Annotated in this window: 24 protein-coding genes; 23 read left to right on the plus strand and 1 reads right to left on the minus strand. The window is 38.4% G+C overall.

All coding sequences use genetic code 11. From position 1 onward, the window contains the following. The first annotated feature begins 63 nt into the window (after positions 1-63). From VPNCDNU1_RS14735 to VPNCDNU1_RS14845, 23 genes are all read left to right on the plus strand, one after another. On the plus strand, positions 64-1056 hold the full coding sequence (locus VPNCDNU1_RS14735; RefSeq protein ID WP_104401016.1) for a hypothetical protein: 993 nt from the start codon (positions 64-66) through the stop codon (positions 1054-1056). Further along, positions 1053-2015, plus strand: coding sequence for a polysaccharide deacetylase family protein (locus tag VPNCDNU1_RS14740; protein ID WP_201797127.1), 963 nt, complete (start codon positions 1053-1055; stop codon positions 2013-2015). The genes VPNCDNU1_RS14735 and VPNCDNU1_RS14740 overlap by 4 nt, the downstream gene beginning before the upstream one ends. A gap of 198 nt (positions 2016-2213) precedes the next feature. After that, positions 2214-3179: an FAD-binding oxidoreductase gene (locus VPNCDNU1_RS14745; protein ID WP_104401017.1), complete on the plus strand. Its 966-nt coding sequence runs from the start codon at positions 2214-2216 to the stop codon at positions 3177-3179. 22 nt (positions 3180-3201) lie between these two features. Further along, a complete protein-coding gene (rfbF, locus tag VPNCDNU1_RS14750) occupies positions 3202-3975 on the plus strand; it encodes a glucose-1-phosphate cytidylyltransferase (RefSeq protein ID WP_104401018.1) in 774 nt (257 codons plus the stop codon). A gap of 2 nt (positions 3976-3977) precedes the next feature. Further along, a complete protein-coding gene (gene rfbG / locus VPNCDNU1_RS14755) occupies positions 3978-5078 on the plus strand; it encodes a CDP-glucose 4,6-dehydratase (RefSeq protein ID WP_104401019.1) in 1101 nt (366 codons plus the stop codon). Continuing rightward, positions 5060-6373, plus strand: coding sequence for a lipopolysaccharide biosynthesis protein RfbH (rfbH, locus tag VPNCDNU1_RS14760; protein ID WP_104401020.1), 1314 nt, complete (start codon positions 5060-5062; stop codon positions 6371-6373). Before rfbG ends, rfbH begins: the two co-directional genes overlap by 19 nt. A 13-nt stretch (positions 6374-6386) precedes the next feature. Continuing rightward, positions 6387-7259 carry an NAD-dependent epimerase/dehydratase gene (locus VPNCDNU1_RS14765; protein ID WP_104401021.1) on the plus strand — a complete coding sequence of 291 codons (873 nt, stop codon included), beginning with the start codon at positions 6387-6389 and terminating at the stop codon, positions 7257-7259. 1 nt (position 7260) lies between these two features. Then, positions 7261-8538 (plus strand): protoporphyrinogen/coproporphyrinogen oxidase, encoded by a 1278-nt coding sequence (locus tag VPNCDNU1_RS14770; RefSeq protein ID WP_104401022.1) that lies wholly within the window; start codon positions 7261-7263, stop codon positions 8536-8538. After that, positions 8522-9418 carry a TIGR00180 family glycosyltransferase gene (locus VPNCDNU1_RS14775; protein WP_104401023.1) on the plus strand — a complete coding sequence of 299 codons (897 nt, stop codon included), beginning with the start codon at positions 8522-8524 and terminating at the stop codon, positions 9416-9418. The genes VPNCDNU1_RS14770 and VPNCDNU1_RS14775 overlap by 17 nt, the downstream gene beginning before the upstream one ends. Then, complete coding sequence (locus VPNCDNU1_RS14780) at positions 9415-10692, plus strand: hypothetical protein (protein WP_104401024.1); 1278 nt, start codon at positions 9415-9417, stop codon at positions 10690-10692. Before VPNCDNU1_RS14775 ends, VPNCDNU1_RS14780 begins: the two co-directional genes overlap by 4 nt. Further along, on the plus strand, positions 10689-11939 hold the full coding sequence (locus VPNCDNU1_RS14785) for a hypothetical protein (RefSeq protein WP_145959458.1): 1251 nt from the start codon (positions 10689-10691) through the stop codon (positions 11937-11939). Before VPNCDNU1_RS14780 ends, VPNCDNU1_RS14785 begins: the two co-directional genes overlap by 4 nt. 463 nt (positions 11940-12402) lie before the next feature. After that, a complete protein-coding gene (locus VPNCDNU1_RS28715) occupies positions 12403-13023 on the plus strand; it encodes a hypothetical protein (RefSeq protein WP_145959459.1) in 621 nt (206 codons plus the stop codon). Between the two features lie 16 nt (positions 13024-13039). Next, complete coding sequence (locus VPNCDNU1_RS14795; protein ID WP_104401043.1) at positions 13040-14176, plus strand: N-acetyl sugar amidotransferase; 1137 nt, start codon at positions 13040-13042, stop codon at positions 14174-14176. Next, positions 14176-14790, plus strand: a complete 615-nt coding sequence (gene hisH / locus VPNCDNU1_RS14800) for an imidazole glycerol phosphate synthase subunit HisH (RefSeq protein ID WP_104401027.1) — start codon at positions 14176-14178, stop codon at positions 14788-14790. The genes VPNCDNU1_RS14795 and hisH overlap by 1 nt, the downstream gene beginning before the upstream one ends. Before the next feature lie 4 nt (positions 14791-14794). Beyond that, positions 14795-15577: an AglZ/HisF2 family acetamidino modification protein gene (locus VPNCDNU1_RS14805; protein WP_104401028.1), complete on the plus strand. Its 783-nt coding sequence runs from the start codon at positions 14795-14797 to the stop codon at positions 15575-15577. A 19-nt stretch (positions 15578-15596) separates the two neighbouring features. Next, positions 15597-16634: a polysaccharide biosynthesis protein gene (locus VPNCDNU1_RS14810; RefSeq protein ID WP_104401044.1), complete on the plus strand. Its 1038-nt coding sequence runs from the start codon at positions 15597-15599 to the stop codon at positions 16632-16634. After that, a complete protein-coding gene (wbjC, locus tag VPNCDNU1_RS14815) occupies positions 16634-17737 on the plus strand; it encodes a UDP-2-acetamido-2,6-beta-L-arabino-hexul-4-ose reductase (protein WP_104401029.1) in 1104 nt (367 codons plus the stop codon). Before VPNCDNU1_RS14810 ends, wbjC begins: the two co-directional genes overlap by 1 nt. A 9-nt stretch (positions 17738-17746) precedes the next feature. After that, complete coding sequence (gene wecB, locus VPNCDNU1_RS14820) at positions 17747-18877, plus strand: non-hydrolyzing UDP-N-acetylglucosamine 2-epimerase (RefSeq protein WP_104401030.1); 1131 nt, start codon at positions 17747-17749, stop codon at positions 18875-18877. A 3-nt stretch (positions 18878-18880) separates the two neighbouring features. Beyond that, positions 18881-20092, plus strand: a complete 1212-nt coding sequence (locus VPNCDNU1_RS14825) for a glycosyltransferase family 4 protein (protein WP_104401031.1) — start codon at positions 18881-18883, stop codon at positions 20090-20092. Beyond that, a complete protein-coding gene (locus VPNCDNU1_RS14830; RefSeq protein WP_104401032.1) occupies positions 20089-21036 on the plus strand; it encodes a UDP-glucose 4-epimerase family protein in 948 nt (315 codons plus the stop codon). The genes VPNCDNU1_RS14825 and VPNCDNU1_RS14830 overlap by 4 nt, the downstream gene beginning before the upstream one ends. A gap of 18 nt (positions 21037-21054) precedes the next feature. Continuing rightward, a complete protein-coding gene (locus VPNCDNU1_RS14835; protein ID WP_104401033.1) occupies positions 21055-21603 on the plus strand; it encodes a sugar transferase in 549 nt (182 codons plus the stop codon). Between the two features lie 76 nt (positions 21604-21679). Continuing rightward, positions 21680-23614 (plus strand): polysaccharide biosynthesis protein, encoded by a 1935-nt coding sequence (locus VPNCDNU1_RS14840; RefSeq protein ID WP_104401034.1) that lies wholly within the window; start codon positions 21680-21682, stop codon positions 23612-23614. 429 nt (positions 23615-24043) lie between these two features. Further along, positions 24044-25210 carry a nucleotide sugar dehydrogenase gene (locus tag VPNCDNU1_RS14845; RefSeq protein ID WP_104401035.1) on the plus strand — a complete coding sequence of 389 codons (1167 nt, stop codon included), beginning with the start codon at positions 24044-24046 and terminating at the stop codon, positions 25208-25210. 47 nt (positions 25211-25257) lie between these two features. Here the strand turns inward: VPNCDNU1_RS14845 and VPNCDNU1_RS14850 are convergent. Beyond that, positions 25258-25703, minus strand: a 446-nt coding sequence (locus VPNCDNU1_RS14850) for a transposase (RefSeq protein WP_145959460.1), incomplete at its 5' end; no start/stop codon positions are given.

Here is a 25703-nt window from a genome sequence, read left to right on the forward strand (position 1 = left end):
AATGAAAATTTAAATTTGGTTGTAAAAAGATAACAGCCAGAGCTGGGTAAGAATAATTTTTATATGAAAACAGAATTTAAAGTTTGCTCTCTTGATATGGTTGACGAGTTAATTGGCTTTATTGACGAACACTGGAGAAAAGATCATATCTTTACCAGAGATCGAAAATTATTTGACTGGCAACATAAAAATGGCGACCAATATAATTTCGTTCTAGCAATGCGAGGCAAAGAAATTATCGCGATTCTTGGGTTCATCCCTACTTCTCAATTTTCAAAAACTCTGGAAGATCAAAAAGAAGCCTGGCTAGCTATTTGGAAAGTTAGAGATGACATAAGGCAACCAGGTTTAGGTTTGCTGATGCTTAAGTTCTTGAAAAAAGAATTGGATCTTAAGTTAATATGTTCATTAGGTCTAAGTAAGCAAGTAGTCCCTATCTACAAAGCGTTAAAATATGAAGTAGGGATACTTAATCATTTTGCGTTTTTTAACCAAACAATCAGCAATTTTTCGCTTGTACAACCTCCCAACAACTATCTTGCAGCTGTTGAACATACGAGCTTTTCGTACCAGATATTAAATGAGAATGATTCATTTAATGGACTAGAACATTTGTTTGCTAGCCATCCTAAAAAAGATGTGACCTACATAAAAAACAGATACATTAATCATCCAGTGTATAAGTACGAAGTGGTTGTTATTTTTGAGAAAAATGAACCAATATCACTTTTTATTTATCGTGTGAATAATGTCGATGATGTGTTAATAGCACGAATTGTGGATATGCAAGGTGAGAGTATATTGGATAGTAGGTTTAATCATGTAATATCTGATCTTGTTAGTGACAAAGGATTTGACTACATTGATATTGTTACAAATATAAATTCTGACAAAAACAGTGGTTTTAGATCTAACGCATCGGATCAATTTGTCATCCCTAACTACTTTGAACCGTTTGAATTAAAGAATATTAGTATAGATTATGCCTACCAAACGGAAAATCCCAATGTGCGAATTTTCCGAGGTGACTCGGATCAAGACAGGCCTAACTTATGAACAGACTTACTGTAGCGATGTACCACTATGTACGACCGATTAAAACATCACGTTATCCTGAAATTAAAGGGTTGGAGCTGGATTTATTCGTCGAACAATTAGAGTTTTTTCGAGATAATTACTCAATAGTCACGATGGAAGAAGTAATTGAAGCGCAATCTCAAGGCACTGCACTTCCGGAAAATGCTTTATTGCTAACTTTTGACGATGGATATGCCGAGCATTTTACTTACGTTTATCCGTTACTCAAAAAGTATGGTGTGCAGGGAACGTTCTTTATCCCAGCGAAAGCTGTATTGGAACACAAAGTACTTGATGTTAATAAGGTGCACTATGTTCTTGCTTCAGTCGATAACGCACAATTATTAGTCGATACATTGCGAAACGAGCTAGAAAACTATTCCGAAGAATATCAGTTGGATTCTTTTGATAACTACTTTAAAGAATATGCTGTTGCGAATCGTTTTGATACCAAAGAGGTTATTTTTGTAAAACGAATGCTACAACATGCTCTACCTGAAGAGTTACGGAATATATTAGCTGATCGACTGTTTCGTAAGTATGTCGGTCTGAGTGAAGAAGCCTTCGCTAAAGAGCTGTATGTAACTAGAGAACAGCTTGAACTGATGGTAAAAGATGGAATGCACGTGGGGTGCCATGGGTATGACCATTATTGGTGGAATCGTTTAGATGATGAAACATTAGAACTTGAAATAAAACGATCTACTGATTTCTTAAAATCTCTGGGTTGTAAAATGGAAAATTGGACAGCATGTTACCCGTACGGCTCATATAGTGAGGATGTTGTTGCGCTTTTGGAAAGTAAAGGATGCAAGATTGCATTTACTACTGAAGTTAGACAAGTTGATGTACTAAATGATCATGCCTTATTATTCGCACGCTTTGATACCAACGATTTTCCACCTAAATCATGTAATTATCTGAAATATAAAGGTTAAGGTCGGTAGTGGTACATGGCTACATTTGCTAGTATGCTGTATTACATGCTTATTGTTTGAGAATGATTTGACATTTTCTATGTCAAGTCTCTATTTCTGGTATCATTTTCTGGTATCATTCAATGGCTGTAGTAATGGGAAATCTCATCGTCATTGAGCACTTTTGTATAGATGTCGTAGATAGTTTTTGGTTCTTAAATGTCACATAATGTAAAAATCACACCTTCAGATATCATTTTTCAGTCTGAGGAAAACGTTCTTCAGGACGCTTTAGACAGCGATATAGTTCTCGAACATAGCTGTATGAATGGTGATTGTGGAGTATGTGAAACACGATTAGTTGAAGGTAAAGTAGAAAATGATAAAGGTGAGGTTATCGTTGGTGGTAGTATACTTACCTGTAAAACGCGTCCTCTCACTGACATAGTCATCGAAGCAAACTTCTTTCCGGAACTTGCTAAGCTGCCTCAACAAACCTTGCCGTGTAAAGTCAGCTCCATCTCTTTTCCTGCAAATGACATCGCCATTTTGCGCTTACGTTATCCTCCCTCTGCGAATTTTGAGTACATGGCAGGACAGTATCTTGAACTTATTTATAAAGGTGTTAAGAGAAGCTATTCGATTGCCAATATTCCGGATGATACTAAAGAAATAGAGCTACATATTAGAAAAGTTTCAAATGGACAAATGTCAGATCTCATTTTTGATGGCTTGAGAGAAGGTCAGCTAATGAGAACTGAGGGGCCAAAAGGAACTTTTTTTGTTAGGCCTGCAACTCGGCCTCTTATTTTCTTAGCTACAGGGACTGGAATCGCACCAGTTAAAGCTATGGTGGAGCACCTTGTTCATAGTCGTGATGAAAGAAGTATCACTGTGTATTGGGGAATGAGAACCCCTGATGAAATCTATAGTGAAGAATTTATTCAATTTACTAGATTGAATAAGCGCATTGTTTTCGTTCCCGTCCTGTCCCGGTCCCCGGAATGGGATGGAAGAACAGGCTATGTTCAAAATGCTGTTGTTGAAGATGTCCCAAACTTAGAGCATCATGATGTTTATGCGTGTGGCTCTCTTTCTATGATCGAAAGCTCTAAGTGTTTGTTTTCAAATCACAAGCTACCACCAAAACACTTTTACTCAGACGCATTTACTCCCTCGAAATAGTGTCTAATAACTGGAGATAATAATGAAAGCAGTTATTCTTGCAGGCGGCTTAGGAACGCGTCTCAGTGAAGAAACTTCTATAAAGCCAAAACCAATGGTTGAGATTGGTGGTAAGCCAATATTGTGGCACATCATGAAGCAATACTCTGCACACGGTATTAATGATTTTATCATTTGTTGTGGTTACAAGGGCTACGTAATTAAAGAGTATTTCGCTAACTATTTCCTTCATATGTCAGATGTAACATTTGATATGCAAAACAATGAAATGAAAGTCCATCGTAAACGAGCTGAACCTTGGACTGTAACCTTGGTTGATACTGGCGATAGCTCTATGACAGGTGGCCGTTTAGGCCGAGTGTCAGATTACCTGAAAGACGAAGAAGCGTTTTGCTTTACGTATGGTGATGGGGTTGGGGATATAGATATCACTGAAACAATCAGATTTCATAAATCTCATGGAAAAAAAGCTACATTGACAGCAACCTATCCACCAGGGCGTTTTGGCGCATTAGATATCAAACAAGGTCATGTTAATAGCTTCAAAGAAAAGCCAAAAGGCGATGGTGCAATGATTAACGGTGGTTTCTTTGTTCTTTCACCAGAGGTTCTAAGCTATATTGACGACGACGATTGTGTTTGGGAGCAATACCCTTTAAATCAATTGGCAGAAGATGATGAATTAATGGCATATGAGCACCATGGCTTCTGGCAACCAATGGATACTTTGCGCGACAAGGTTTATCTAGAAGACCTTTGGCAGTCAAATAAAGCACCTTGGAAAATCTGGGAGTAAACATGAACCCTAATTTTTGGACTGGTAAACGAGTATTCGTTACAGGCCACACAGGTTTTAAGGGTAGTTGGTTATCACTGTGGCTTCAAGAAATGGGAGCGCTCGTAAAGGGGTACTCTCTGCCGGCACCAACAACTCCTAGCTTGTTTGAAGAAGCAAAGGTATGGGAAGGGATGTCGACTGAAGAAGGTGACATTCGTGATTTTACTCACCTGCGCCAAGTAATTAATGACTTTAAACCTGAAATTGTTTTTCACATGGCCGCACAACCTTTGGTTCGTCTTTCGTATGATGAACCAATAGAAACCTATTCGACCAACGTGATGGGTACGGTTTACTTACTTGAAGCCGTCAAACAGGTTGGTGGTGTTAAAGCTGTCGTTAATATCACCTCAGACAAGTGCTATGAAAACCGAGAGTGGGTATGGGGCTATCGTGAAGACGAACCAATGGGCGGCTATGATCCATACAGTAATAGTAAAGGCTGTGCTGAATTGGTTGCATCTTCTTATCGTCAGTCTTTCTTCAACGCTGAAAAATACTCAGAACATGGCTGTGCCCTTGCATCTGTTCGTGCTGGTAACGTAATTGGTGGTGGTGATTGGGCAGATGACCGCCTTATCCCTGATATTTTGCAGGCATTCACTAATAACAAAAAAGTTGAAATTAGAAGCCCTTATGCGATTAGACCATGGCAACATGTTTTAGAGCCACTATCGGGTTATATCACGATAGCAGAAAAGTTATATTTAGAAGGGCTAAGTTTTGCCGAAGGCTGGAATTTTGGCCCTAAAGATGAAGATGCTCAACCCGTTGAGAAAATCGTCAAGCACCTGACCCAATCATGGGGAGAAGGTGCGGAGTGGTTCTTGAGCCAAGAGGTACACCCTCATGAAGCTCATTACTTGAAACTGGATTGCTCGAAAGCAAAAATGCGCCTAAATTGGCAGCCAGTTTGGGACCTTGAAACTACTTTAGATAAAATCGTAAGTTGGCAAAAAGCTTGGCTTAATGGCGAAGATATTAAGACCTACACGATTAATGAAATCAAAGAATACATGACCGCAAGAGCAGGTAATAAAGAATGTCGAAAGAGCAATTAAGAGCTCATATTGCTGAACTTGTAGAGCAATATGCAGAACTAAAATACGCACCAAAAGAATTTGTCGGCGGAGAGAGCATTGTCCCTCCATCGGGTAAAGTTCTTGGTGCCAAAGAGCTTCAACTGATGGTTGAAGCTTCTCTAGATGGTTGGTTAACCACAGGGCGTTTTAATGATGCATTTGAAAAGCGCCTAGGTGAGTATTTAGGTGTACCTTACGTGTTAACAACAACATCCGGTTCTTCGGCTAACCTTCTTGCGTTAACCGCCCTGACTTCCCCAAAGCTAGGTGAACGTCAGCTGAAGCCAGGTGATGAGGTCATTACTGTTGCAGCTGGTTTCCCTACAACGGTAAACCCAACGATTCAGAATGGTTTAGTGCCTGTGTTTGTCGATGTTGATATCCCAACATACCAAATCAAACCAGAAATGATTGAAGCGGCAGTTTCTGAAAAAACTAAAGCAATCATGGTTGCGCACACTCTGGGTAACACATTCGACCTGACTGAAGCTCGCCGAGTAGCAGATAAGTACAATCTATGGCTTATCGAAGACTGCTGTGATGCTTTAGGCTCAACTTACAATGATCAAATGGTCGGTTCTATCGGTGATATCGCAACGGTAAGCTTCTACCCAGCTCATCATATTACCATGGGTGAAGGCGGTGCGGTATTTACAAAAGATAAAGAGATACGTAAGCTGATTGAATCTTTCCGCGACTGGGGTCGTGATTGCTACTGCCCACCGGGCTGTGACAACACATGTGGTAAGCGTTTTGAACAACAACTAGGCTCTCTGCCTGATGGCTACGATCACAAGTACACATACTCTCATCTGGGGTACAACCTGAAGATTACTGACATGCAAGCTGCTTGTGGCCTCGCTCAGATGGAGCGCGTTGAAGACCTAGTTCAAAAACGTAAAGATAACTACGCCTATTTGCGTGATGGTCTAGCTTCATGTGAAGAGTTCATTATTCTTCCTGAAGCAACAGAAAACTCTGACCCATCATGGTTTGGCTTCCCAATCACCATTCGTGAAGACTCTGGTATTGACCGCGTTGACTTACTGAAGTTCATGGACCAGTACAAGATAGGTACTCGCCTTCTGTTTGCTGGTAACCTGACACGTCAACCGTATTTTGAGCACGTAAATTATCGAGTTGTCGGTGATTTAACCAATACAGACCTAATCATGAACAATACGTTTTGGATTGGTGTTTACCCAGGTCTTGGACATGAACATTTAAATTTCGTTATTGAGAAGTTCGAAGAGTTTTTTGGCGTTAGTTTCTAATAGAGAATAACTCGTGGTTATATTTATAACTGGTGCTTCTGGCTACTTAGGCAGTCAGTTAGTGAATAAGCTTTCAAAGACGCACAAATGTGTGTCTTTGGTTCGTAAATCATCGTCGCACGCTCGCTTAGAGAATATCAATACGGACTTAGTCTATATTGATGAAACTGGTTCTTTGGAGCATGCATTTAATAAATATCGACCAGATATTGTGATTAATACGATTGCACTTTATGGTCGAAATAACGAATCACTCTCTGACTTAATCAGGGCGAATGTCTTGGTACCATCAGATTTGTATGCATTAAGCAATAATTATGGCTGTAAAGCCTTTTTGCATACTGGAACCTCCCTGCCAAGTGATGTTTCAACATACGCAGCAACAAAAAACACCTTTGTTGAACTGATTAGGCCTCTACACATATCGAAAATGAAATTCATAAATATCGCTTTGGAACACTTCTATGGTCCTGAAGATGACAACAGCAAGTTCACAACTTATGTTATCAACTCTTGCTCCAACAATAGCGATTTGAACTTAACAAATGGGTTACAACAACGTGATTTCATTTTTATTGACGATGTTGTGAGCGCATATCAAACATTGATGGGTAATCTAGCGAAATTGCATGATTTCGAAACAATACCATTGGGCTCTGGCATCGCACCAACAGTGAGAGAGTTTGTTGAAACTGTACATGAAGTCAGCCAATCTCAATCCGCTTTGAATTTTGGAGTAATTCCAATGAGAGATAAAGAGCTAATGTATAGTTGTGCTAATACTACAAGGCTAAATGGTTTAGGCTGGTTAGCAGCTTATTCTCTTGAACGTGGAATCAAAAAGGTCATAGGTTCTCACTCCAATGTTAAGCATGTGAGTTTATAGTATGGAAAAATTAGTTGTATTAGGTGGTGGTATTACTGGAATATCAGCGACATATCATGCGAAGAAGCAAGGTATAGATGCTACTTGTTATGAAAAAAATGAGGATATAGGTGGTCTGGTTGGAAACTTTTCAATACAAGGTTTCCGCTTTGATAACGCAGTTCATTTAAGTTTTACATCGGATGAATACGTTAAAACAATTTTTGGGAAGACAGATTATCTCACCCATAAGCCAAACGCTTATTGTCTTGAAAAAAGCAAATGGCTTAAGCACCCAATTCAAAATAATTTATACCCTCTTTCTGTAGAAGAAAAAGTAAATCTACTTGAGTCATTTACTGGAAGGCCTGACTTAAAACCCAGCAACTACGGTGAATGGTTAGATCACCAATATGGCTATGCTATTTCCCAACGGTACCCTAGAAATTATACGCGCAAGTACTGGGGAATGGAAGCAGAGAACTTATCTACTACTTGGATTGGAAGTCGGGTCAGACGCGCCGACATACGAGAGGTGCTTCTCGGTGCATTTGAAAAACGTGACGATAACCACTATTACGCTTCAGAAATGCGCTATCCAAAAACAGGAGGTTATTTCCAGTTTATTAAAGCTATTTCTGAAGAGTGTAATATAAAAACAGGCAAGTGTGCAGTTGCGATAGACTCTATCAAGAAGAATGTTAGGTTTAGTGACGGCGATATACAAGAATATAGTACGCTGATTAGCACTCTTCCATTACCAGTAATTATTGGATTGCTGCCTACTGTACCAAAAGACGTAAAGAAGGCTGCTGAAAGCTTATTGTGGACAACCGTTGACCTAGTTTCTATCGGTTTTAGAAAATCTAATATCCCACCTTATCTTTGGTATTATATCTACGATGAAGACAACCTAGCAGCAAGGGCATATTCCCCTTCATGGAAATCTCTGGATAATGCACCACAAGGGAATTCATCACTCCAATTTGAAATTTATAATCTTTCTACAAAAGCCAAGTTAGATCCGGAAGTTTTGAAGAAAAATATTGAAAATAAACTTTTAGAAGACAAAATTTGCGCTATTGAAGATATTATTTTCATACATCACAAACATCTTCCATTTGGTAATGTTGTTTTCGATCATGGTATGGAAGAACGAAGAAATGTTGTTCTAGAGTATTTAAAGTCTATTAATATAGAATCATGTGGTCGATTCGGAGAGTGGGATTATTTTTGGAGTGATCAAAGTTTTTTAAGTGGTAAGAAAGCTGTTCAAAGGACATATGAAAAAACAACATAAACTAAGTATTATTATACCAACACATAATCGTCACGACAATATACAGAATAGTGTTAGATTCTATTCAAACTTTTCGACTGAAATAAGGATATTGTACCTCGATTCATCGCCTAACAGCTTAGAGTTAGAACTGGACGCAGATAATATAGAATATATACATCTACCCGGCCTTAGTTTTATTGAAAAGCTAAATGTAGCAATTGGAATGATTAGCACAAATAATGCAATGCTCTGCCCTGATGATGATTTTGCTTTTGAGCGATCTATTGAACTTGCAATGTGTCATATGGCTGAAAAGAAGGTCTCTATGGTTTCCGGAAGAATCATGGGATTTAACAAAGGGAGTGCATATAAATTGGATGATCTATATTGTCTCGACGATGGTAAAAAGTTTCGTGAGAGTATATATAGAGATCACGAGTTTTTTCATCATTATCATCAAATATTATGGTCGCTTTACGATGTAGCTGTTTTAAAGTCGATAGTTAATAACCTATTAAGTATTCGGTTAGATAATGACAATTTTTTAGAGATGGTATTTGCTGCCCATGCAATTGATCAACATGGAATCTCTCTAATTAATCGGCCATGGCTTGTTAGAGAGGTGTCAAATGTAGGGCATTGGGGGCAAAGACACAAACCACTCGCTCAATGTGCGCCTGTAGAACTTGAGCAAGATTTGCGTGCTCTGTCAACTATTTTTACAAATGACCTATTTATGAATTGTTTTTCTTCTTATGTAAGCAGTCAAAATAAAAAGGCGAAAATCTATAATAGGTTTTTATATAAATTGTATAGGGTTTTAGATGATAGAAAAATGAAGCAAAGCTTTTCAAGTTGTGCAGAAATAAATAAGATTTTTGAAATTATTTCTAGATGAATATCCAATATCAGTACTTTAGATATAGAAAAATAGTTAACTATTTATTTTTTAACTATATGGAGTTTGGGATTTTTGCGCTTATTAGCATATACTTTTCAAGTGTGGCTTCTTCGGAAGAATTGGCAAGTTCAAGTGTGAGTTTCATAATTATTTCTTACTCAGCGTTTGCGTCTTTGGGGCTGTTTAGTGCTCTTATTAAAGAGTCTGCTATATCAGGGAGGGATAGAACGCATATTAATTATATTATAAAAGTAGGAAATATATATGTGGTTGCTGTTTTTAGTATATTTGCTTTTATGTTGTATCTTCTGTTTGTTAATCTTTTCAATTGGGAAAGAGCTTACGTTGAGTTTATTTCATTCGGTTTGCTTATCGGTGGAATGAATTTGGTGAAAAGTTATTGCCAAAGTTATTTTCGTATTTATAAGCTGGATAAAGCACTTAACGTCACAAACTTATCTTGGGTATTAGTATTTGGTTTTTGTTTTTTAATTGGTTATTTTTTATTTGCATTTCCACTTGTGCAATCTTTTTTTGTAAGTTGGGCTTTAGGATTGATATTATGTTATGGCGTTGCTTTAATACATATTTCTCGAAAAGTATTTAGAGAAAAAAATATAACTAGATTCTCAAGTGTTACAATTATAGCGTCATCCTTTCATCTTTTTTTAAACTCAGTAAATCTTACTTTAATTTTGACCTTTGATCGTTTGCTTTTAAATTTCATCGGGGCTGATGTTGAAATTATAGCTAAGTTTCAATTTTCAGACATGATATCAAATATATTTTTCTTAGGATTTTCGAGTGTAATTTATTACTTAACTCCAAATATGATTTATAAGTTTTCTAATAGTCATGATATATATGTCTTTAGAAACTGGTTGAAGCAAACGATTGTCGCAATAATTTTTCTAAGTATTGTCTTTTTCTTGATGGTGCTAGTGTATTTAAACATAATAAATAGATTCGAATATGATCAGGCCATGATATTACTATTACATATAATATTTAAGGGGGCCTTAATTGTGTTTGGTTTATTCGTTATGTTTCTCCATTCTGTCAGAAAAGAGCGGATGTCTACATATTATTATATATTTATTGTTACTTTTGTAGCTATTTCTGTTTTGTTATTTCAACAATGGTGTGTAAATTACAATAGTTCACTCCAGATTTATATATCCACTATACCTATTAGCATAATAGCAGTTACGTCTACAGTTTTATATTTTCATATGAAAAATAAGTTCCGATCTAGTCGAGGAAAATTATGATGGCGTTGGTGGTATCTGGCTTAATTTTATTGATATATTTGGTTTTTAGGAACAAAAAGGCACTAGTTCCCTCGAACATCGTTTTCCTAAGCTATTTAATGTATTTAATCTTTCCTGCTTTTTTATACTATACGTTAGACCTTATAGATTGGAACTACATTTTGCCTTGGGGTAAGATACATGATTGGAGCACGCTTAGTGATAAAGCACTTATTGATTTTCTTTATGTGTTTATGCTGTTCTTTTTCATCACTAGATTTTTAGAGATTGTTTTTGACCGAAATCAAGATAGTTGCAAAAATACATTTATAGTTAGTGATAAGAGTATTATTTTACTCTCAATGCTAATTTTCTTGGGGTTGTTGTATTTTATTCATCGGACAGGAGGGCTATCTAATTGGTTGAATGACTATAGTTACACGTATTTAACAAGAAAAAAAGGAAGCGGTTTTCTTAATTTTGTATTGATTCATGCGGCCAACTTTCTTGCAATGATTCTGGGTTTTTACTGTTTTATTAACAATAGAAAAAACATTACAACTGTGTTGCTTGTTGTATTCGTACTTATTTTAGCTGCATGGTTGCAAGGGTTTAAAAGTCGTATACTAGTTTTTTTGATATTCTTTTTAGTTATTCCTATTTCTAAATCTAGAATCAGTGTGATTAAAGGTGTGATGATTTTTATATTGTTCATTATTCTTTTTTCCTTAGGGATGTATGTAAGATCTAATGGATTTTATAATAGTATGCCTATGCTTATTGAATATCTATTGAGCTATTTTAATACCATATTTCTACACGATCGTGTTTTATCTGATATGGACGGGAATACATTATCAACGCTTGGGTTTGCAATTAACAAATGGATCGAATTACTCGGGTTTTCTTCAAGCGAAACCTTTTTTGATATAAGTGCTTGGTTAACTTCAATATATTTTCCAGATCAATGGTATAATGAATCGGCTACTCAACAATGGCCTATTGAAACTGAACTATATCTTAATTTTAATAATAAGCTGTTTTGGTTTTCTCCGATATTTTTATATAGTTTATATATTTGTTTTCTTTGTAGGTATAGAAATGAACCTTTAATGACATATGTTTACATTAATGAGTTGTTAATATTCCTTTCTTTGTTTAGAGGCACTATGTTTCAATGGATAGGTGTCTTTAATGTTTTCATGTATATGGTATTTATTGCCATTGGTTGGTTGATGATTAAACGAGGTGATAATGCGAAATATTAGTGACATTATTCTCAATGCATATAAGAATGAAATATTCTTAGATAAATACTTGTCGGAAAAGTTTCTTGGTGATTATGACTCAGTCTTTTTGAACTATCTTTCGTTTAAGCCATATAGTTTAATTAAGTTTTCAAAGTATGGGAAAGTACCTTTTTTTGTTCTCTTTTTTCTGAATAAAATTCTGTTCCTGACTTTTATAGTATTAACGCCTTTTCTTATAACCCTTTCAGTACCTGCCTTGCCTTTTTTGTCGAGAAACAAGATAAATCGAAATGTGCTTATTTACTCTACATCATCAGAACACATATTCAAAACTTTAGACTGTTACAATTTGGCCACTAAAGTTCATCCGAGAAAATTTTTCAACTTACTGTCATTTCTAACTTTAAAAGACATATTTAGGGCATGTTCTTTGTCCCTGTTAGTTGCTGTTAAAGCTCTCACTACCAATAAGTGCATGTTTTTGAAAAAAACAAACAGTATGCATTTTTATGATCTTCCTAATATATGTTTGCTAACTGTGTTGCTGGATAAGCTTAATAATAGTGATCACTACGTGTTTACGGATAGTAATTTGCAACGTTGGGATTATTTACAATCGCACTTAGTTTCGAAAAATGGCGTTTTACAACACGGGTTTATTTACTCTGATATAATCTTTCCTCAGCGTTTCGGCGTCGTTGACCAACTGTTTCTTTTTTCTAATCAGTTTGAACCCGTTTTTTCTTCATACTTTGATTATAAGTCGGTCTCCCTTATAAAAACCTCGATGCGTCTATCATATTATGATGAAGTGAGTGATGATAAAAAGATTTGTTTACTCGCTTCCGCTCAACCTTATGTGGAGTATGAAGTGGCTTATATAAATGAAAAAATTGATAGGGATAAATACCATGTGCTTGTTAAACTTCATCCTAAGCATGTTTATAGTGAAGAAGAGCTTCAAAAACTTGAAGGTGTAGCGGATAAAATGATAATCGATACTTTTTTCCCTGAATGTGATCTCATGGTATCCTACGATTCTTTTTTAGGATATGAGTATAGTAGTCTTGGTATCCCAGTGATATTTATCAAAGGCGAATGAGTTGGTTGATAGAGCAATGAAAGAATACAAGATTTGTAGTAAATGTATCATGGATACAAGTGATCCTAGTATTTCCTTTAATGAGCACGACGTGTGCAATCACTGCTTGAACTTTGAAAGCACTATTAAACCGAACTGGAACACTGATAGCCAAGGCCATCAGCAGTTGATGGAAATGGGTGAGTTGATCAAGAAAGATGGTGTGGGCAAGGATTTTGATTGCATCATCGGTTTGTCTGGTGGTTTGGATAGTTCATATGTAGCTCACGTCGCGAAAGAAGTGATGGGCTTAAGGCCGCTTTTATTTCATGTAGACGCTGGGTGGAACACTGATCAGGCAGTCGGCAACATAGAGAAATTAATCGAAGGACTAGAAGTCGACTTGTACACCGAAGTTGTAAACTGGCAGGAAATTAAAGATCTTCAAGTTGCTTTCCTGAAATCTGGTATACCAGACCAAGACTTAGTTCAAGATGCTGCATTCTTTTCCGGACTTTACCGCTTCGCTCGAAAGCATAACGTTAAACATATATTAACGGGCTCTAACTTTTCTACCGAATGTTGTCGAGAACCTGAAGAATGGGGTGGGTATTTAGGTGTTGATTCTACGCTCTTTAAAGACATCCACAGTAAGTTTGGCAGTAAGAAAAAGTTAACAGATTTTCCTCTGGTAGATATTTTATTCTACAAAATTCTGTATAAGATTTATCCAGGAATGAAAGTACATTACCCTTTGAATCTTGTTCCATTTGTCAAAGTTGAAGCAGAGCAAGAGCTTAATGAAAAGTATGGCTGGGAAAAGTTCCAACACAAGCATCATGAATCTCGCTTTACCCGTTTTTATGAAGACTATTGGCTGCCGAGACGTTTTGGTTTTCAAAAACGTCGCGCTCATTTTTCCAGCTTGATTCATACTGGGCAAATGAGTCGAGAAGCTGCTTTAGAAAGAATTGCCAAACCTGAGATGGACGAGCACTTTCTGACAAGAGAATTCGAATATGTAGCGCACAAATTAGATTTAACCGTCGAAGAGCTGCAAGCGCTATTTGGCGCACCAAAGAAAACCTATCGAGACTACAAAAATAAACGTTGGTTGATTCAATTTGGAGCATCTGTGCTGCGTAAAATTGGAAAAGAGAAGAGGAATTTCTAGTGGTTCACATTATTGATTATGGTGTGGGTAACATTCAAGCATTTTTAAATGTCTTTAAAAGGCTCGGAATACCTTGTAAACGAGCGACATCAGTTCAAGATCTTACAGGCTCTACGCATCTGATTCTTCCTGGTGTTGGCTCGTTCGATCATGCGATGACTCGTTTCTCTGACTCTGGGTTGCTAGAAAAAGTAGAAGAGCTTGTTGAGGTTCAAAAAGTTCCCGTTCTCGGTATATGTGTAGGAATGCAGATGTTAGCGACCAGCAGTGAAGAGGGTTGTTTACCTGGCTTAAACTGGATTCCTGGTCGGGTCCGCTCGTTCGGGAGTTGCCCTCAAAGTGAAGCACTTCCTATGCCACATATGGGCTGGAATAAGGTTGTGTTTTCTAAGCCGTCACCACTTTTCAAAGATTTTCCTGAAGATCCGGAGTCCTATTTTTTACATTCATACTTTTTTGATTGTGATTATGAAGAGAGTAGTCTGGCTAAAGCAGATTATGGGTTGAAGTTTGATTGTATCGTAAATTCTGGAAATGTTTACGGCATACAATGTCACCCAGAGAAAAGCCATCAATTTGGTGAGACTATCCTAAAGAATTTTGCGGAGCTTTAAGGCGATGTTACGACCAAGAGTTATTCCTTGTCTTTTAATCCACCAAGGTGGGCTTGTAAAAACTCAAAAATTTGGCTCTCCAAAATATGTTGGGGATCCAATCAATGCAGTTAAGATTTTTAATGAGAAAGAGTCTGACGAATTAATGGTGATTGATATCGATGCCACTGTTAATGGAGCAGAACCCGACTATGATCTCATTGCTAAGTTAGCAGCTGAGTGCAGGATGCCACTATGTTATGGTGGTGGCATCAAAACGGCTGCTCATGCTTCTCGTATAATCGGCCTTGGTGTCGAGAAAGTGGCATTGAGTTCTGCTGCTATTGCAGATCCAAACCTGATTAGTGAAATATCGAGTAGTATTGGTAGCCAAAGTGTTGTAGTTGTGGTCGATGTACAAAAGAAAAAAGGACTTTTTTCTAAGGGTTATCAGGTTCTTACTCATAATGCCACTCAGGTTCACAAGGTGGACTTATTTGCGTTGGCAAAAATCGTAGAAGAGCATGGCGCTGGTGAGCTTGTTATTAATTCCATCGACCTAGATGGTATGATGACAGGGTATGACCTAGAACTATCAAAGAAAATAAAAGAACAAATGCGTATCCCTGTTACTTTCCTTGGGGGAGCTGGCAGTGTATCTGACCTCGAGAAACTGGTACAAGAATGTGGTGTTGTCGGTGTTGCGGCAGGCAGTTTGTTTGTCTTTAAAGGTAAATATAAAGCGGTTCTGATTAGTTACCCAACTAAACAAGAGAAAACCGATTTAAGCAAACAAGTTTCAATTTAGAGTGATAACGGGGTTAACAGTGTTTAACAACAAAGTATTATTAATCACAGGTGGGACAGGCTCATTTGGTAACGCTGTATTAAAGCGATTTTTAGATACAGATATTAAAGAAATTCGCATTTTTTCTCGCGATGAGAAAAAGCAAGATGATATGCGTAAGCAATATCAGCACCATAAACTTAAGTTTTATATTGGTGACGTGCGAGATTATAATTCTATTTTATCTGCCACTCGTGGTGTCGATTTTGTCTATCATGCAGCCGCTTTAAAACAAGTTCCTTCCTGTGAATTCCATCCAATGGAAGCTGTAAAAACTAACGTTCTAGGTACAGAAAACGTGTTAGAAGCTTGTATTGCAAACGAAGTATCTAGGGTTGTTTGTTTAAGTACAGACAAAGCGGTTTATCCGATTAATGCAATGGGTATTTCTAAAGCGATGATGGAAAAAGTTATCGTAGCAAAGTCACGTAACGTTGACTCAGAAAAAACCGTTATATCTGCAACTCGTTATGGCAATGTTATGGCCTCTCGCGGTTCTGTGATTCCGCTGTTTTTGCGCCAAATTATGAATGGTGATCCAATCACAATTACAGACCCGAACATGACGCGATTCATGATGACTTTGGATGATGCGGTAGACCTTGTTTTACATGCATTCACACATGGCGTAAATGGTGATATTTTCGTCCAAAAAGCACCAGCTGCGACAATTGAGGTTTTGGTTGATGCGCTGAAAGAGATCACTTCGAAGCTTGATCATCAAGTTAATATTATCGGTACAAGACACGGTGAAAAGTTGTACGAAGCACTATGTAGCCGTGAAGAAATGTTTGTTGCTGAAGATCAAGGTGGCTACTACCGAATCCCATCTGACAATAGAGATTTAAACTACTCTCAATATGTTGAGGAAGGTGAGCAGGATCTAAGCACGATTGAAGATTATAACTCCCATAATACTGAACGCTTAGGCGTAGTGGGTATGATTAAATTACTTCATAAGTTGGATTTTATTGCAGATATAGAAGCTGGCGGTGTAAATGTTCCGGAAGGTGTGTAATGAAAGTTCTAGTTACCGGAGCAAAAGGGTTTATTGGAAAGAACTTATCTCTACTTCTTAAAGAGCAGGGTAAATACATAGTTACTGAAGTTGATCGCGATACCTCTGTAAGTGACTTGAACGAAGCATTGGTCCAAACTGACTTTGTTTTCCACCTTGCTGGTGTTAACCGACCGAAAAACGACTCAGAGTTTAAAGTAGGCAATGCAGACCTAACTTCCCATATTGTCACTGCTTTGAAAGCTAGCGGTCGTAAGGTTCCTTTGATGATTAGCTCATCAACACAAGCTGTCAGCGACAATGCGTACGGTGCCAGTAAAGCAGAAGCTGAGAAAATTGTAGAAACTTATGGGGAAGAAACAGGATCGCCTTACTTCATTTACCGCTTCCCAAATGTATTCGGTAAGTGGTGCCGCCCAAACTATAACTCTTTCGTAGCAACCTTCTGTCATAATATTCTGAATGACATTGAGATTAACATTCACGACCCTAGCGCTCCTGTTACATTGATTTATATCGATGATGTTTGCAATTGTATGATGGGTTTGATAGAAGGCGACACTCCATTTGGTGCAATCAAGGTTACTCCTGAATACCCAACAACAGTGGGCTATGTTGCAGACAAGCTAAGGGAATTCAAAGGTAGTCGTGATACTTTAACTACTGAAAATGTGGGTGTTGGTTTAGAGCGCGCCCTATATTCAACTTACTTAAGTTACATGCAACCTAGTCAGTTTAGCTATACCGTTCCAAGTTATGGGGATGAAAGAGGTGTCTTTTGTGAAATGCTAAAGACGAAGCAAGCTGGTCAGTTCTCGTTCTTTACGGCTCACCCAGGTATTACTCGCGGTGGTCATTATCACCATACTAAGAACGAAAAATTTCTCGTGATCAAAGGTCAAGCTTTGTTCAAGTTTGAACATGTGGTTACTGGCGAACGTTATGAACTAACAGTTGATAGTGACAAGCCAGAGATTGTAGAGACAGTCCCGGGGTGGTCACATGATGTGACTAACGTAGGTTCTGAAGAATTGATCGTTATGTTATGGGCGAATGAAATTTTCGACCGAGACGCACCAGATACAATTGCTAAACCTCTGTAAGGTAAAACGATGAAAAAAATGAAAGTAATGTCAGTGGTTGGCACTCGCCCTGAAATTATTCGCTTATCTCGTGTACTTGCTAAACTTGATGAGCATTGCGAACATATTTTGGTGCACACAGGACAAAATTATGACTTCGAGCTAAATGAAGTTTTCTTTAATGATCTTGGTGTTCGTAGACCAGATTATTTCTTAAATGCAGCAGGTAAAAATGCCGCAGAGACTATTGGTCAAGTTATTATTAAGGTTGATGAAGTTCTAGAGAAAGTACAGCCAGAAGCAATGCTCGTTTTAGGCGATACTAACTCTTGTATCTCTGCTTTACCTGCGAAGCGACGTAAAATTCCTATCTTTCATATGGAAGCGGGCAATCGATGCTTCGATCAAAGAGTCCCAGAAGAGACAAACCGACGAATTGTCGATCACACTGCGGATATCAATTTGACCTACAGCACGATCGCTAGAGACTACCTACTAGCAGAAGGTTTACCTGCTGATCGAGTGATCAAAACGGGTAGTCCAATGTTTGAAGTTCTAAATCACTATATGGATCAGATTGATTCTTCAGGTGTTCTGCAAAGATTGAAACTAAATCCAGGCGAATACTTTGTAGTGAGCTTGCACCGTGAAGAAAATGTTGACTCTCCTAAGCAACTGGCCAAGTTAGCAGAAACACTAAATACTGTTGCAGAACGCTACAATTTACCACTTATCGTTTCTACCCATCCCCGCACGAGAAACCGTATTGAGGCGCAAGGTCTAGAGTTTCATCACAATATCCAACTACTTAAGCCTTTGGGTTTCCATGATTACAACCACCTTCAAAAGAACGCGAAAGCGGTCCTTTCTGATAGTGGTACAATCAATGAAGAGTCTTCAATCATGAACTTTCCAGCGCTTAACATGCGTGAAGCACATGAAAGACCTGAAGGTATGGAAGAAGCTTCTGTAATGATGGTTGGATTGGGTGTGGAAAGAGTAATGCAAGCCCTGCAGATCCTTGGATCTCAAGCTACTGGTGAAGAGCGATTACTCCGTCAAGTTTATGATTATTCGATGCCTAATGTATCTGACAAGGTTGTTAGGATTATTCACTCCTATACCGACTATGTTAAGCGAGTTGTTTGGAAGGAATATTAGATCGTGCGAATTGCGTTGCTTCCAGATGATTACTTACCGCACAGTACTTTGGTTCATGCAAAGATGTTTCACGAGCTTGCGCTTGAGCTCAAACGTTTGGGCCATGAGCCAGTGGTGGTAACTCCTAGTCATGGCCGACAAAGTGAGCGTTTAGTTATTGACTTCATCGATGGAGTAGAAGTTTGGCGATTTAAAAACCCTCCGATGAGGGGAAAAGGAAAAATTCAAAGAGTAATTAGTGAATCAATGTTATCTTTGAGCGCTTTCTGGGCGCTAAAGGAAATAGTCTTCAAGAATACGTTTGATGCGTGTATTAATTACTCTCCAACGATCTTTTTTGGTCCATTGATGTGGTGGTTGAAAAAATACTGCAATACGTATAATTATTTGATTTTACGGGATATGTTTCCTCAGTGGGTAGTAGATGAAGGTCTGATTTCAGAGTCATCACCAATTACAAAGTACTTCCGTTTCTTTGAACACATCAATTATAAAGCGTCTGACTGTATAGGTTTAATGTCTCAAGCGAATGTTGATTATTTTTCCGAGCTCAATCCAAAGTATAAAAACTTACAGATCTTAAAAAATTGGGCGGATTTAAAGCCAATCTCATTCTCAACCGATGAAATAGATGTTCGTGTTCAATGTCAATTACAAGACAAAATCATTTTCTTTTACGGTGGAAACATCGGTCATGCTCAAGATATGGGGAACTTATTGAGGTTAGCCAAAGGAATGAAGCCTTGTACTGAAGCTCATTTTTTATTTATTGGTCAAGGTGATGAGGTAAGCTTAGTTCATGGTATGAAAGAAGCGGAAGAGCTAGATAATGTGACTATATTGCCTTCTATAAGCCAGAGTCAGTACAAACAGGTTTTAACTCAAGTTGATATTGGACTGTTTTCTTTAGCTAAAACTCACAAGGCTCACAACTTTCCTGGAAAACTATTGGGTTATATGGTTCAGTCACTACCGATCCTTGGTAGCGTAAATCAAGGTAATGACCTAATTCGCTTTATTCGAGACACTGGTGCTGGCTTTACATTTGTTAATGGAGAGGATGAAGATCTACTTGAGGCTGCGAGAACTTTATTAAATGATCCGACAAGTAGGCAAAAGATGGGCGATAAAGCATACAGTGTTTTGAAGCAGCATTTTTCTGTAAATTCGGCTGCTGAAAAACTTATAACAACGATTAGTAAAGGGGCGTCGTGAAAATACTACTAACGGGTGCAACAGGCTTTGTTGGCCAACATTTATTGCGTAGTTTAAAAGCGAATCATGAAGTAACTGTTTTGGGTAGGAGTAAGCCTTCATATAATAATGGAGATTTCTATCATTACGATTTGACATCTAACGCGCTTCCTACTGAAGCTTTCGAAAGTGTAGACACTGTGATTCATGCTGCAGCAAGAGTTCACGTGATGAGTGATTCAGCCACTGATCCTTTGGAGGAATATCGAGTTGCGAATACGGCAGCAACACTTCGCCTTGCAGAACAAGCAATAAGAAGTAATGTGAAGCGCTTCATTTTTATTAGCTCTATTAAAGTTAATGGTGAGTCGACCCTGCCAAACAAACCTTTTTCTGCGTCTAGTGCTCGTTTACCCGAAGATGATTATGGACGCTCTAAATCGGAAGCTGAGGTAGAATTGCTAAAATTGGCAGATTCAACAAACCTAGAAGTGGTGATCATAAGACCAACGTTAGTATATGGTCCAGGCGTTAAAGCTAACTTCGCAGCTATACTTAAATTAGTGGAAAAAGGGATTCCTCTCCCGTTTGGGGGCATCAAGCACAACAAGCGGAGCTTTGTATCGGTGCGTAATCTGGTTGACCTAATTTCTACCTGTATCGATCACCCTAAAGCTGTGAACCAAGTTTTCCTTGTTTCAGATGGAAAAGACTTGTCAACATCCGAAATGGTAAGTTTGATGGGAAGAAGTATCGGTAAACAAAGGTGGCAGGTGCCAGTTCCTGTATGGTGTTTCACTTTAGCTGGAAAGGTATTTGGAAAGTCGGATATCGTAAATAGACTTGTTGGCTCACTTTATGTTGATATTTCGGAAACCAAAAGTCGACTCAATTGGACTCCACCCCAAAGTATTGAAGAGGGCTTCCTCGAAGTCGCGGTGTCTATTTCAGAAAAAGTGAAGTAAAGTAATAGGATAAACTCCATGATTCGAATGTTAGATTTTTTTGCGGCTTTTTTGGGTTTGTTGTTTTTATGGCCTATTTTACTAATTGTAATTGCTATTGGTTTTTTTGATACTGGCTCCCCTATTTTTATTCAAGAACGAGTGGGGCGCAACAAAAAACCTTTTAAGTTGATTAAATTTCGAACGATGTCTGTTGAGACAAAATCAGTTGCCAGTCATTTAGCAAACAATGCTTCTATTACAAAGTTCGGAGCTTTTTTGCGAAAATCCAAAATAGATGAGTTACCTCAGTTGATAAATGTTGTAAGGGGGGAAATGAGTTTAGTTGGACCTCGTCCTAATTTGTTTAATCAAGAAGAATTAATTCAAGAGCGGAATATGCTTGGTGTCTATGATGTATTACCAGGTGTGACAGGCTTGGCGCAAGTACAAAATATTGATATGTCTACACCTGAGCTACTAGCAAAAACCGATAAACAAATGATCGATAGCCTTACACTTAGAAACTACTTGAAATATATCGTTATGACAGCGACAGGCAGTGGTTCTGGCGATGCTGTAAAGTAGCTTTGATCCGGAATCCAAAATAGTCCCTTACTATAGCTTCTAGATTGTCCATACTAAGAAAATAATGCGGTTTTCTATGTCAAATTTTAATGTCATTTGGTCTCTTCCTCGTCACACTAAGCGTCTTATCAGTTTATTGTTTGATTTCTTTTTTATTTGCATTTCATTTTTCGGTGCTTATTGGGTTCGTATTGGGAATGTTGAGCCTTTACCATCCATAGAAGGGCGATATGTTTTAATAGTCACCATTGCACTAACCTTGCTCGTTTTCATTAAACTTGGTTTGTATCGAGCGGTACTAAGATATCTTGGTTTACATGTACTTGCTTTAGTTGGTTTAGGTACAGCTATATCTGCGATTACTATGGCTGGTTTAGCTTTTTGGTTTGACGCATTTATCCCTAGATCTGTACCTATTATCTATGGGGCTTTTTTAGCGATCAGCGTTGGTGGTAGTCGTCTTATTATTCGAAGTTTAGTAGCGCAATCCATTAATAAAGTTGGCAACCCGGTTCTAATCTATGGGGCTGGCAGCGCTGGTCGACAGCTCGCGTTGGCACTGCGTCAATCCGATAGCCACAATGTAGTGGGTTTTGTGGATGAAGATGCTACTTTGAAAAATACCATGATGATGGGTTTATATGTCTATACCAAGGGTGGTGTAGAGAAAGTGATTGCAAAACATGCCGTAAAACAAATTTTACTTGCTATACCAAGTGCGTCGCGTCGTCGACGTAAAGAGGTCATTGACAGTATCTCTTTGTTACCTGTTGAGATACTTACCGTACCTGAAATGTCAGATATTGTTGCAGGTAATGCCAGCATTGATGAGTTGAAGGACGTTTCAATTGATGATCTTTTAGGTCGTGATCCTGTTGCCCCTCAACAAGCGTTAATGGAAGCCAATATTAAAGGTAAAGTGGTCATGGTGACTGGTGCTGGTGGCTCTATTGGCTCTGAACTGTGTCGCCAGATTATTCGCAATCAACCTAAAGCCCTTATTTTATTTGAGTTATCTGAATTTGCTCTTTATCAAATTGATAGGGAGCTTTCATTAGAGGTAGAAGCTGAAGGGTTAGGTATTCAAATCATTCCTCTACTTGGTTCGGTTCAACGTATTAATCGTTTGTCTAAAGTGATGGAAAGCTTTAAAGTCCAGACCGTTTATCATGCTGCGGCCTATAAGCATGTTCCACTTGTGGAGTTCAATGTAGTTGAAGGCGTGAGAAATAATGTTTTTGGTACTAACTACACTGCACGGGCTGCTATTGAAGCAAAAGTAGAGTCATTTGTTTTGATCTCAACCGATAAAGCGGTACGTCCAACCAACGTGATGGGCACTACCAAGCGAATGGCAGAGTTGGGACTTCAAGCCTTGGCTGAGGAACAGAATCATATTCGGCAAAGCACTCCTAACGAAGGCACTCGTTTCTGCATGGTGCGTTTTGGTAACGTTTTAGGCTCATCGGGCTCAGTAGTACCAGTGTTTAAACGTCAAATAGCCAATCGTGAGCCTATTACGGTGACTCATGAGGATATCACACGATTTTTCATGACCATTCCCGAGGCTGCTCAGTTAGTCATTCAAGCGGGGGCTATGGGTAAAGGTGGTGATGTATTCGTTCTTGATATGGGGGAGTCCGTTAAGATTGTTGATTTAGCCAGGAACTTGATTCACCTTTCTGGTTTAGAAGTTAAAGATGAATCAAACCCATATGGTGATATTGAAATACAATATACTGGTTTGCGTCCTGGTGAGAAGCTGTATGAAGAACTTCTAATTGGGGACAATGTTGATTCAACTGCTCATGAAAGAATCATGACAGCTCATGAAGACTTCTTACCGATTAATGAATACGATGCCTTGTTGGATAGATTAGATTCAGCTTGTCATAATTTTGATCATGAAGCTATTCGTCAACTGCTTCTTGATGCATCGACTGGGTTTACGCCTGTTGATGAGATAGGAGATTTAGTTTGGAAAGCGGAGCAGGAGTGTGGAGGGAGCTAGAGCTAATCAAATCTATGGCTCTTTTATAATCTCTCTATACTTATTTCTAAGGATTTGCATATGCATTGGACCAACCTAGGCGAAAAAAGCTTTAAAGGTGGTATCAGACGTAAAAGAATGGAGTATCTGATGGATAAAAATCACTTAAGTAAGGCTCTGAAGTAAGTAATGACGGGCATGTTCAAGCGGCTTAAGTGATTCTTTCCCTTAAATCAGCAGCTAATTGCCAAATAAACATCATACTATTTTAATATCAATTCCATCCCTGTTTCATAATATCCCTCTACGCTAGTTTGCTAAATTTGCTTGAAAGCTCAAGTTCTTTTCTTTTGAGCGGAAATAAGCACGTCATTTGCGCAATTTAAAATCGATGCTGTACTTGAATAAGTCACAGAGCGTCGATTTTTTGTGAGTTAGGGTAGGGAATAGATGAAAATCGCAATTGCAGGGACAGGTTATGTCGGGTTATCCAATGCAGTCTTGTTAGCTCAACATAATCAAGTTGTCGCCGTAGATGTCATTGAAAATAAAGTGAATCTTATTAATGACAAAGTATCTCCCATTGCGGACAAAGAAATCGAATCGTTTTTTTCTGAAAAATCGTTGAATTTAGTTGCGACGTTAGACAAAGAAAGCGCATACAAAGAAGCAGAGTATGTCGTTATCGCTACTCCAACGGATTATGACCCAGTAACCAACTACTTTAAAACGGCTTCTGTAGAGGCGGTGATTAAAGATGTCATGGCAATCAATCCAAACGCGACGATGGTGATTAAGTCGACAGTACCAGTTGGCTATACGGAGCGTATTAGTAAAGAACTAGGTTGCGATAACATTCTATTTTCTCCTGAGTTTTTGAGAGAAGGGCGGGCGCTTTATGACAATTTGCATCCGTCTCGAATCATTGTTGGTGAGCAAAGCGAGCGAGCAAGGAAATTTGCGGATCTGCTCATTCAAGGTGCTGAGAAAGAGAGCATTGAAGTTCTTTTTACCAACTCAACAGAAGCCGAAGCCGTTAAGTTGTTCTCTAACACATACTTAGCGATGCGCGTTGCGTACTTTAACGAGTTAGATTCCTATGCGGAAGCGCATGGATTGGACTCTCGCCAGATTATTGAAGGTGTTGGTCTCGATCCTCGTATCGGCAGCCATTATAACAACCCTTCATTTGGCTACGGTGGTTACTGTCTACCAAAAGATACCAAGCAGCTTCTGGCGAACTATCAAGATGTGCCGAACAACATTGTTCAAGCGATTGTAGATGCCAACCGAACACGTAAAGATTTTATTGCTGAATCTATTCTCCAAAAGCAGCCAAAAGTGGTTGGGATATATCGCTTAATCATGAAAGCAGGATCAGATAATTTCCGTGCATCGAGTATTCAAGGAATCATGAAACGCCTAAAAGCGAAAGGCATTGAAGTTGTGGTCTTTGAACCTGTTTTGGAAGAGAAAGAGTTTTTCCACTCGAAAGTCATGACGGATTTGAATGAATTTAAGAACAAGTCGGATGTGATTGTATCGAACCGCATGGTTGACGAGCTCAGTGATGTAAAAGATAAAGTCTACACACGAGACTTGTTTGGCAGCGACTAAGCATGAATTGAATTCAACGTAAAAGGAGCACTTAGTGCTAATGCCAGTCAGTTAAGCTGACTGGCACTCTTTTTATTGGGGTATTTTCTATTCCTAGGTTTCACGCTCCTCGGGTATATTCTATCTTCTCTTTTTAGTGGTAAAACATGATGCGGAGTTTCGTCTAAAAGATGATTAATACGTTTGGGAATAATGCCTGCTGCTTCTAGCCAAAACCCATATATCAAGTGGATTATTGCGGTTGCACTTATAGTGAAACTCAGTTGGTTAGGATAAATCCCCGGTATCGTCTTTGCCATATTAACCATTTGATATCGGATAATATTGTAGCCAAGTAGCACTCCCCACAGCTCTTGTTCTATCATATCGGGAAGTTTGCTTCTTAACGTGAACTCATTGTTGAGTAAAGAAGATTTGATTTCTCGGTAACCCACTTCTATTTCCCATCGGTGGCTATATAAGTCGACAATTTCCTCTGATGGGAAGCGCATGG

Origin of the sequence: Vibrio penaeicida (genome assembly GCF_002933855.1) — a bacterium.
Lineage (GTDB): Bacteria > Pseudomonadota > Gammaproteobacteria > Enterobacterales > Vibrionaceae > Vibrio > Vibrio penaeicida_A.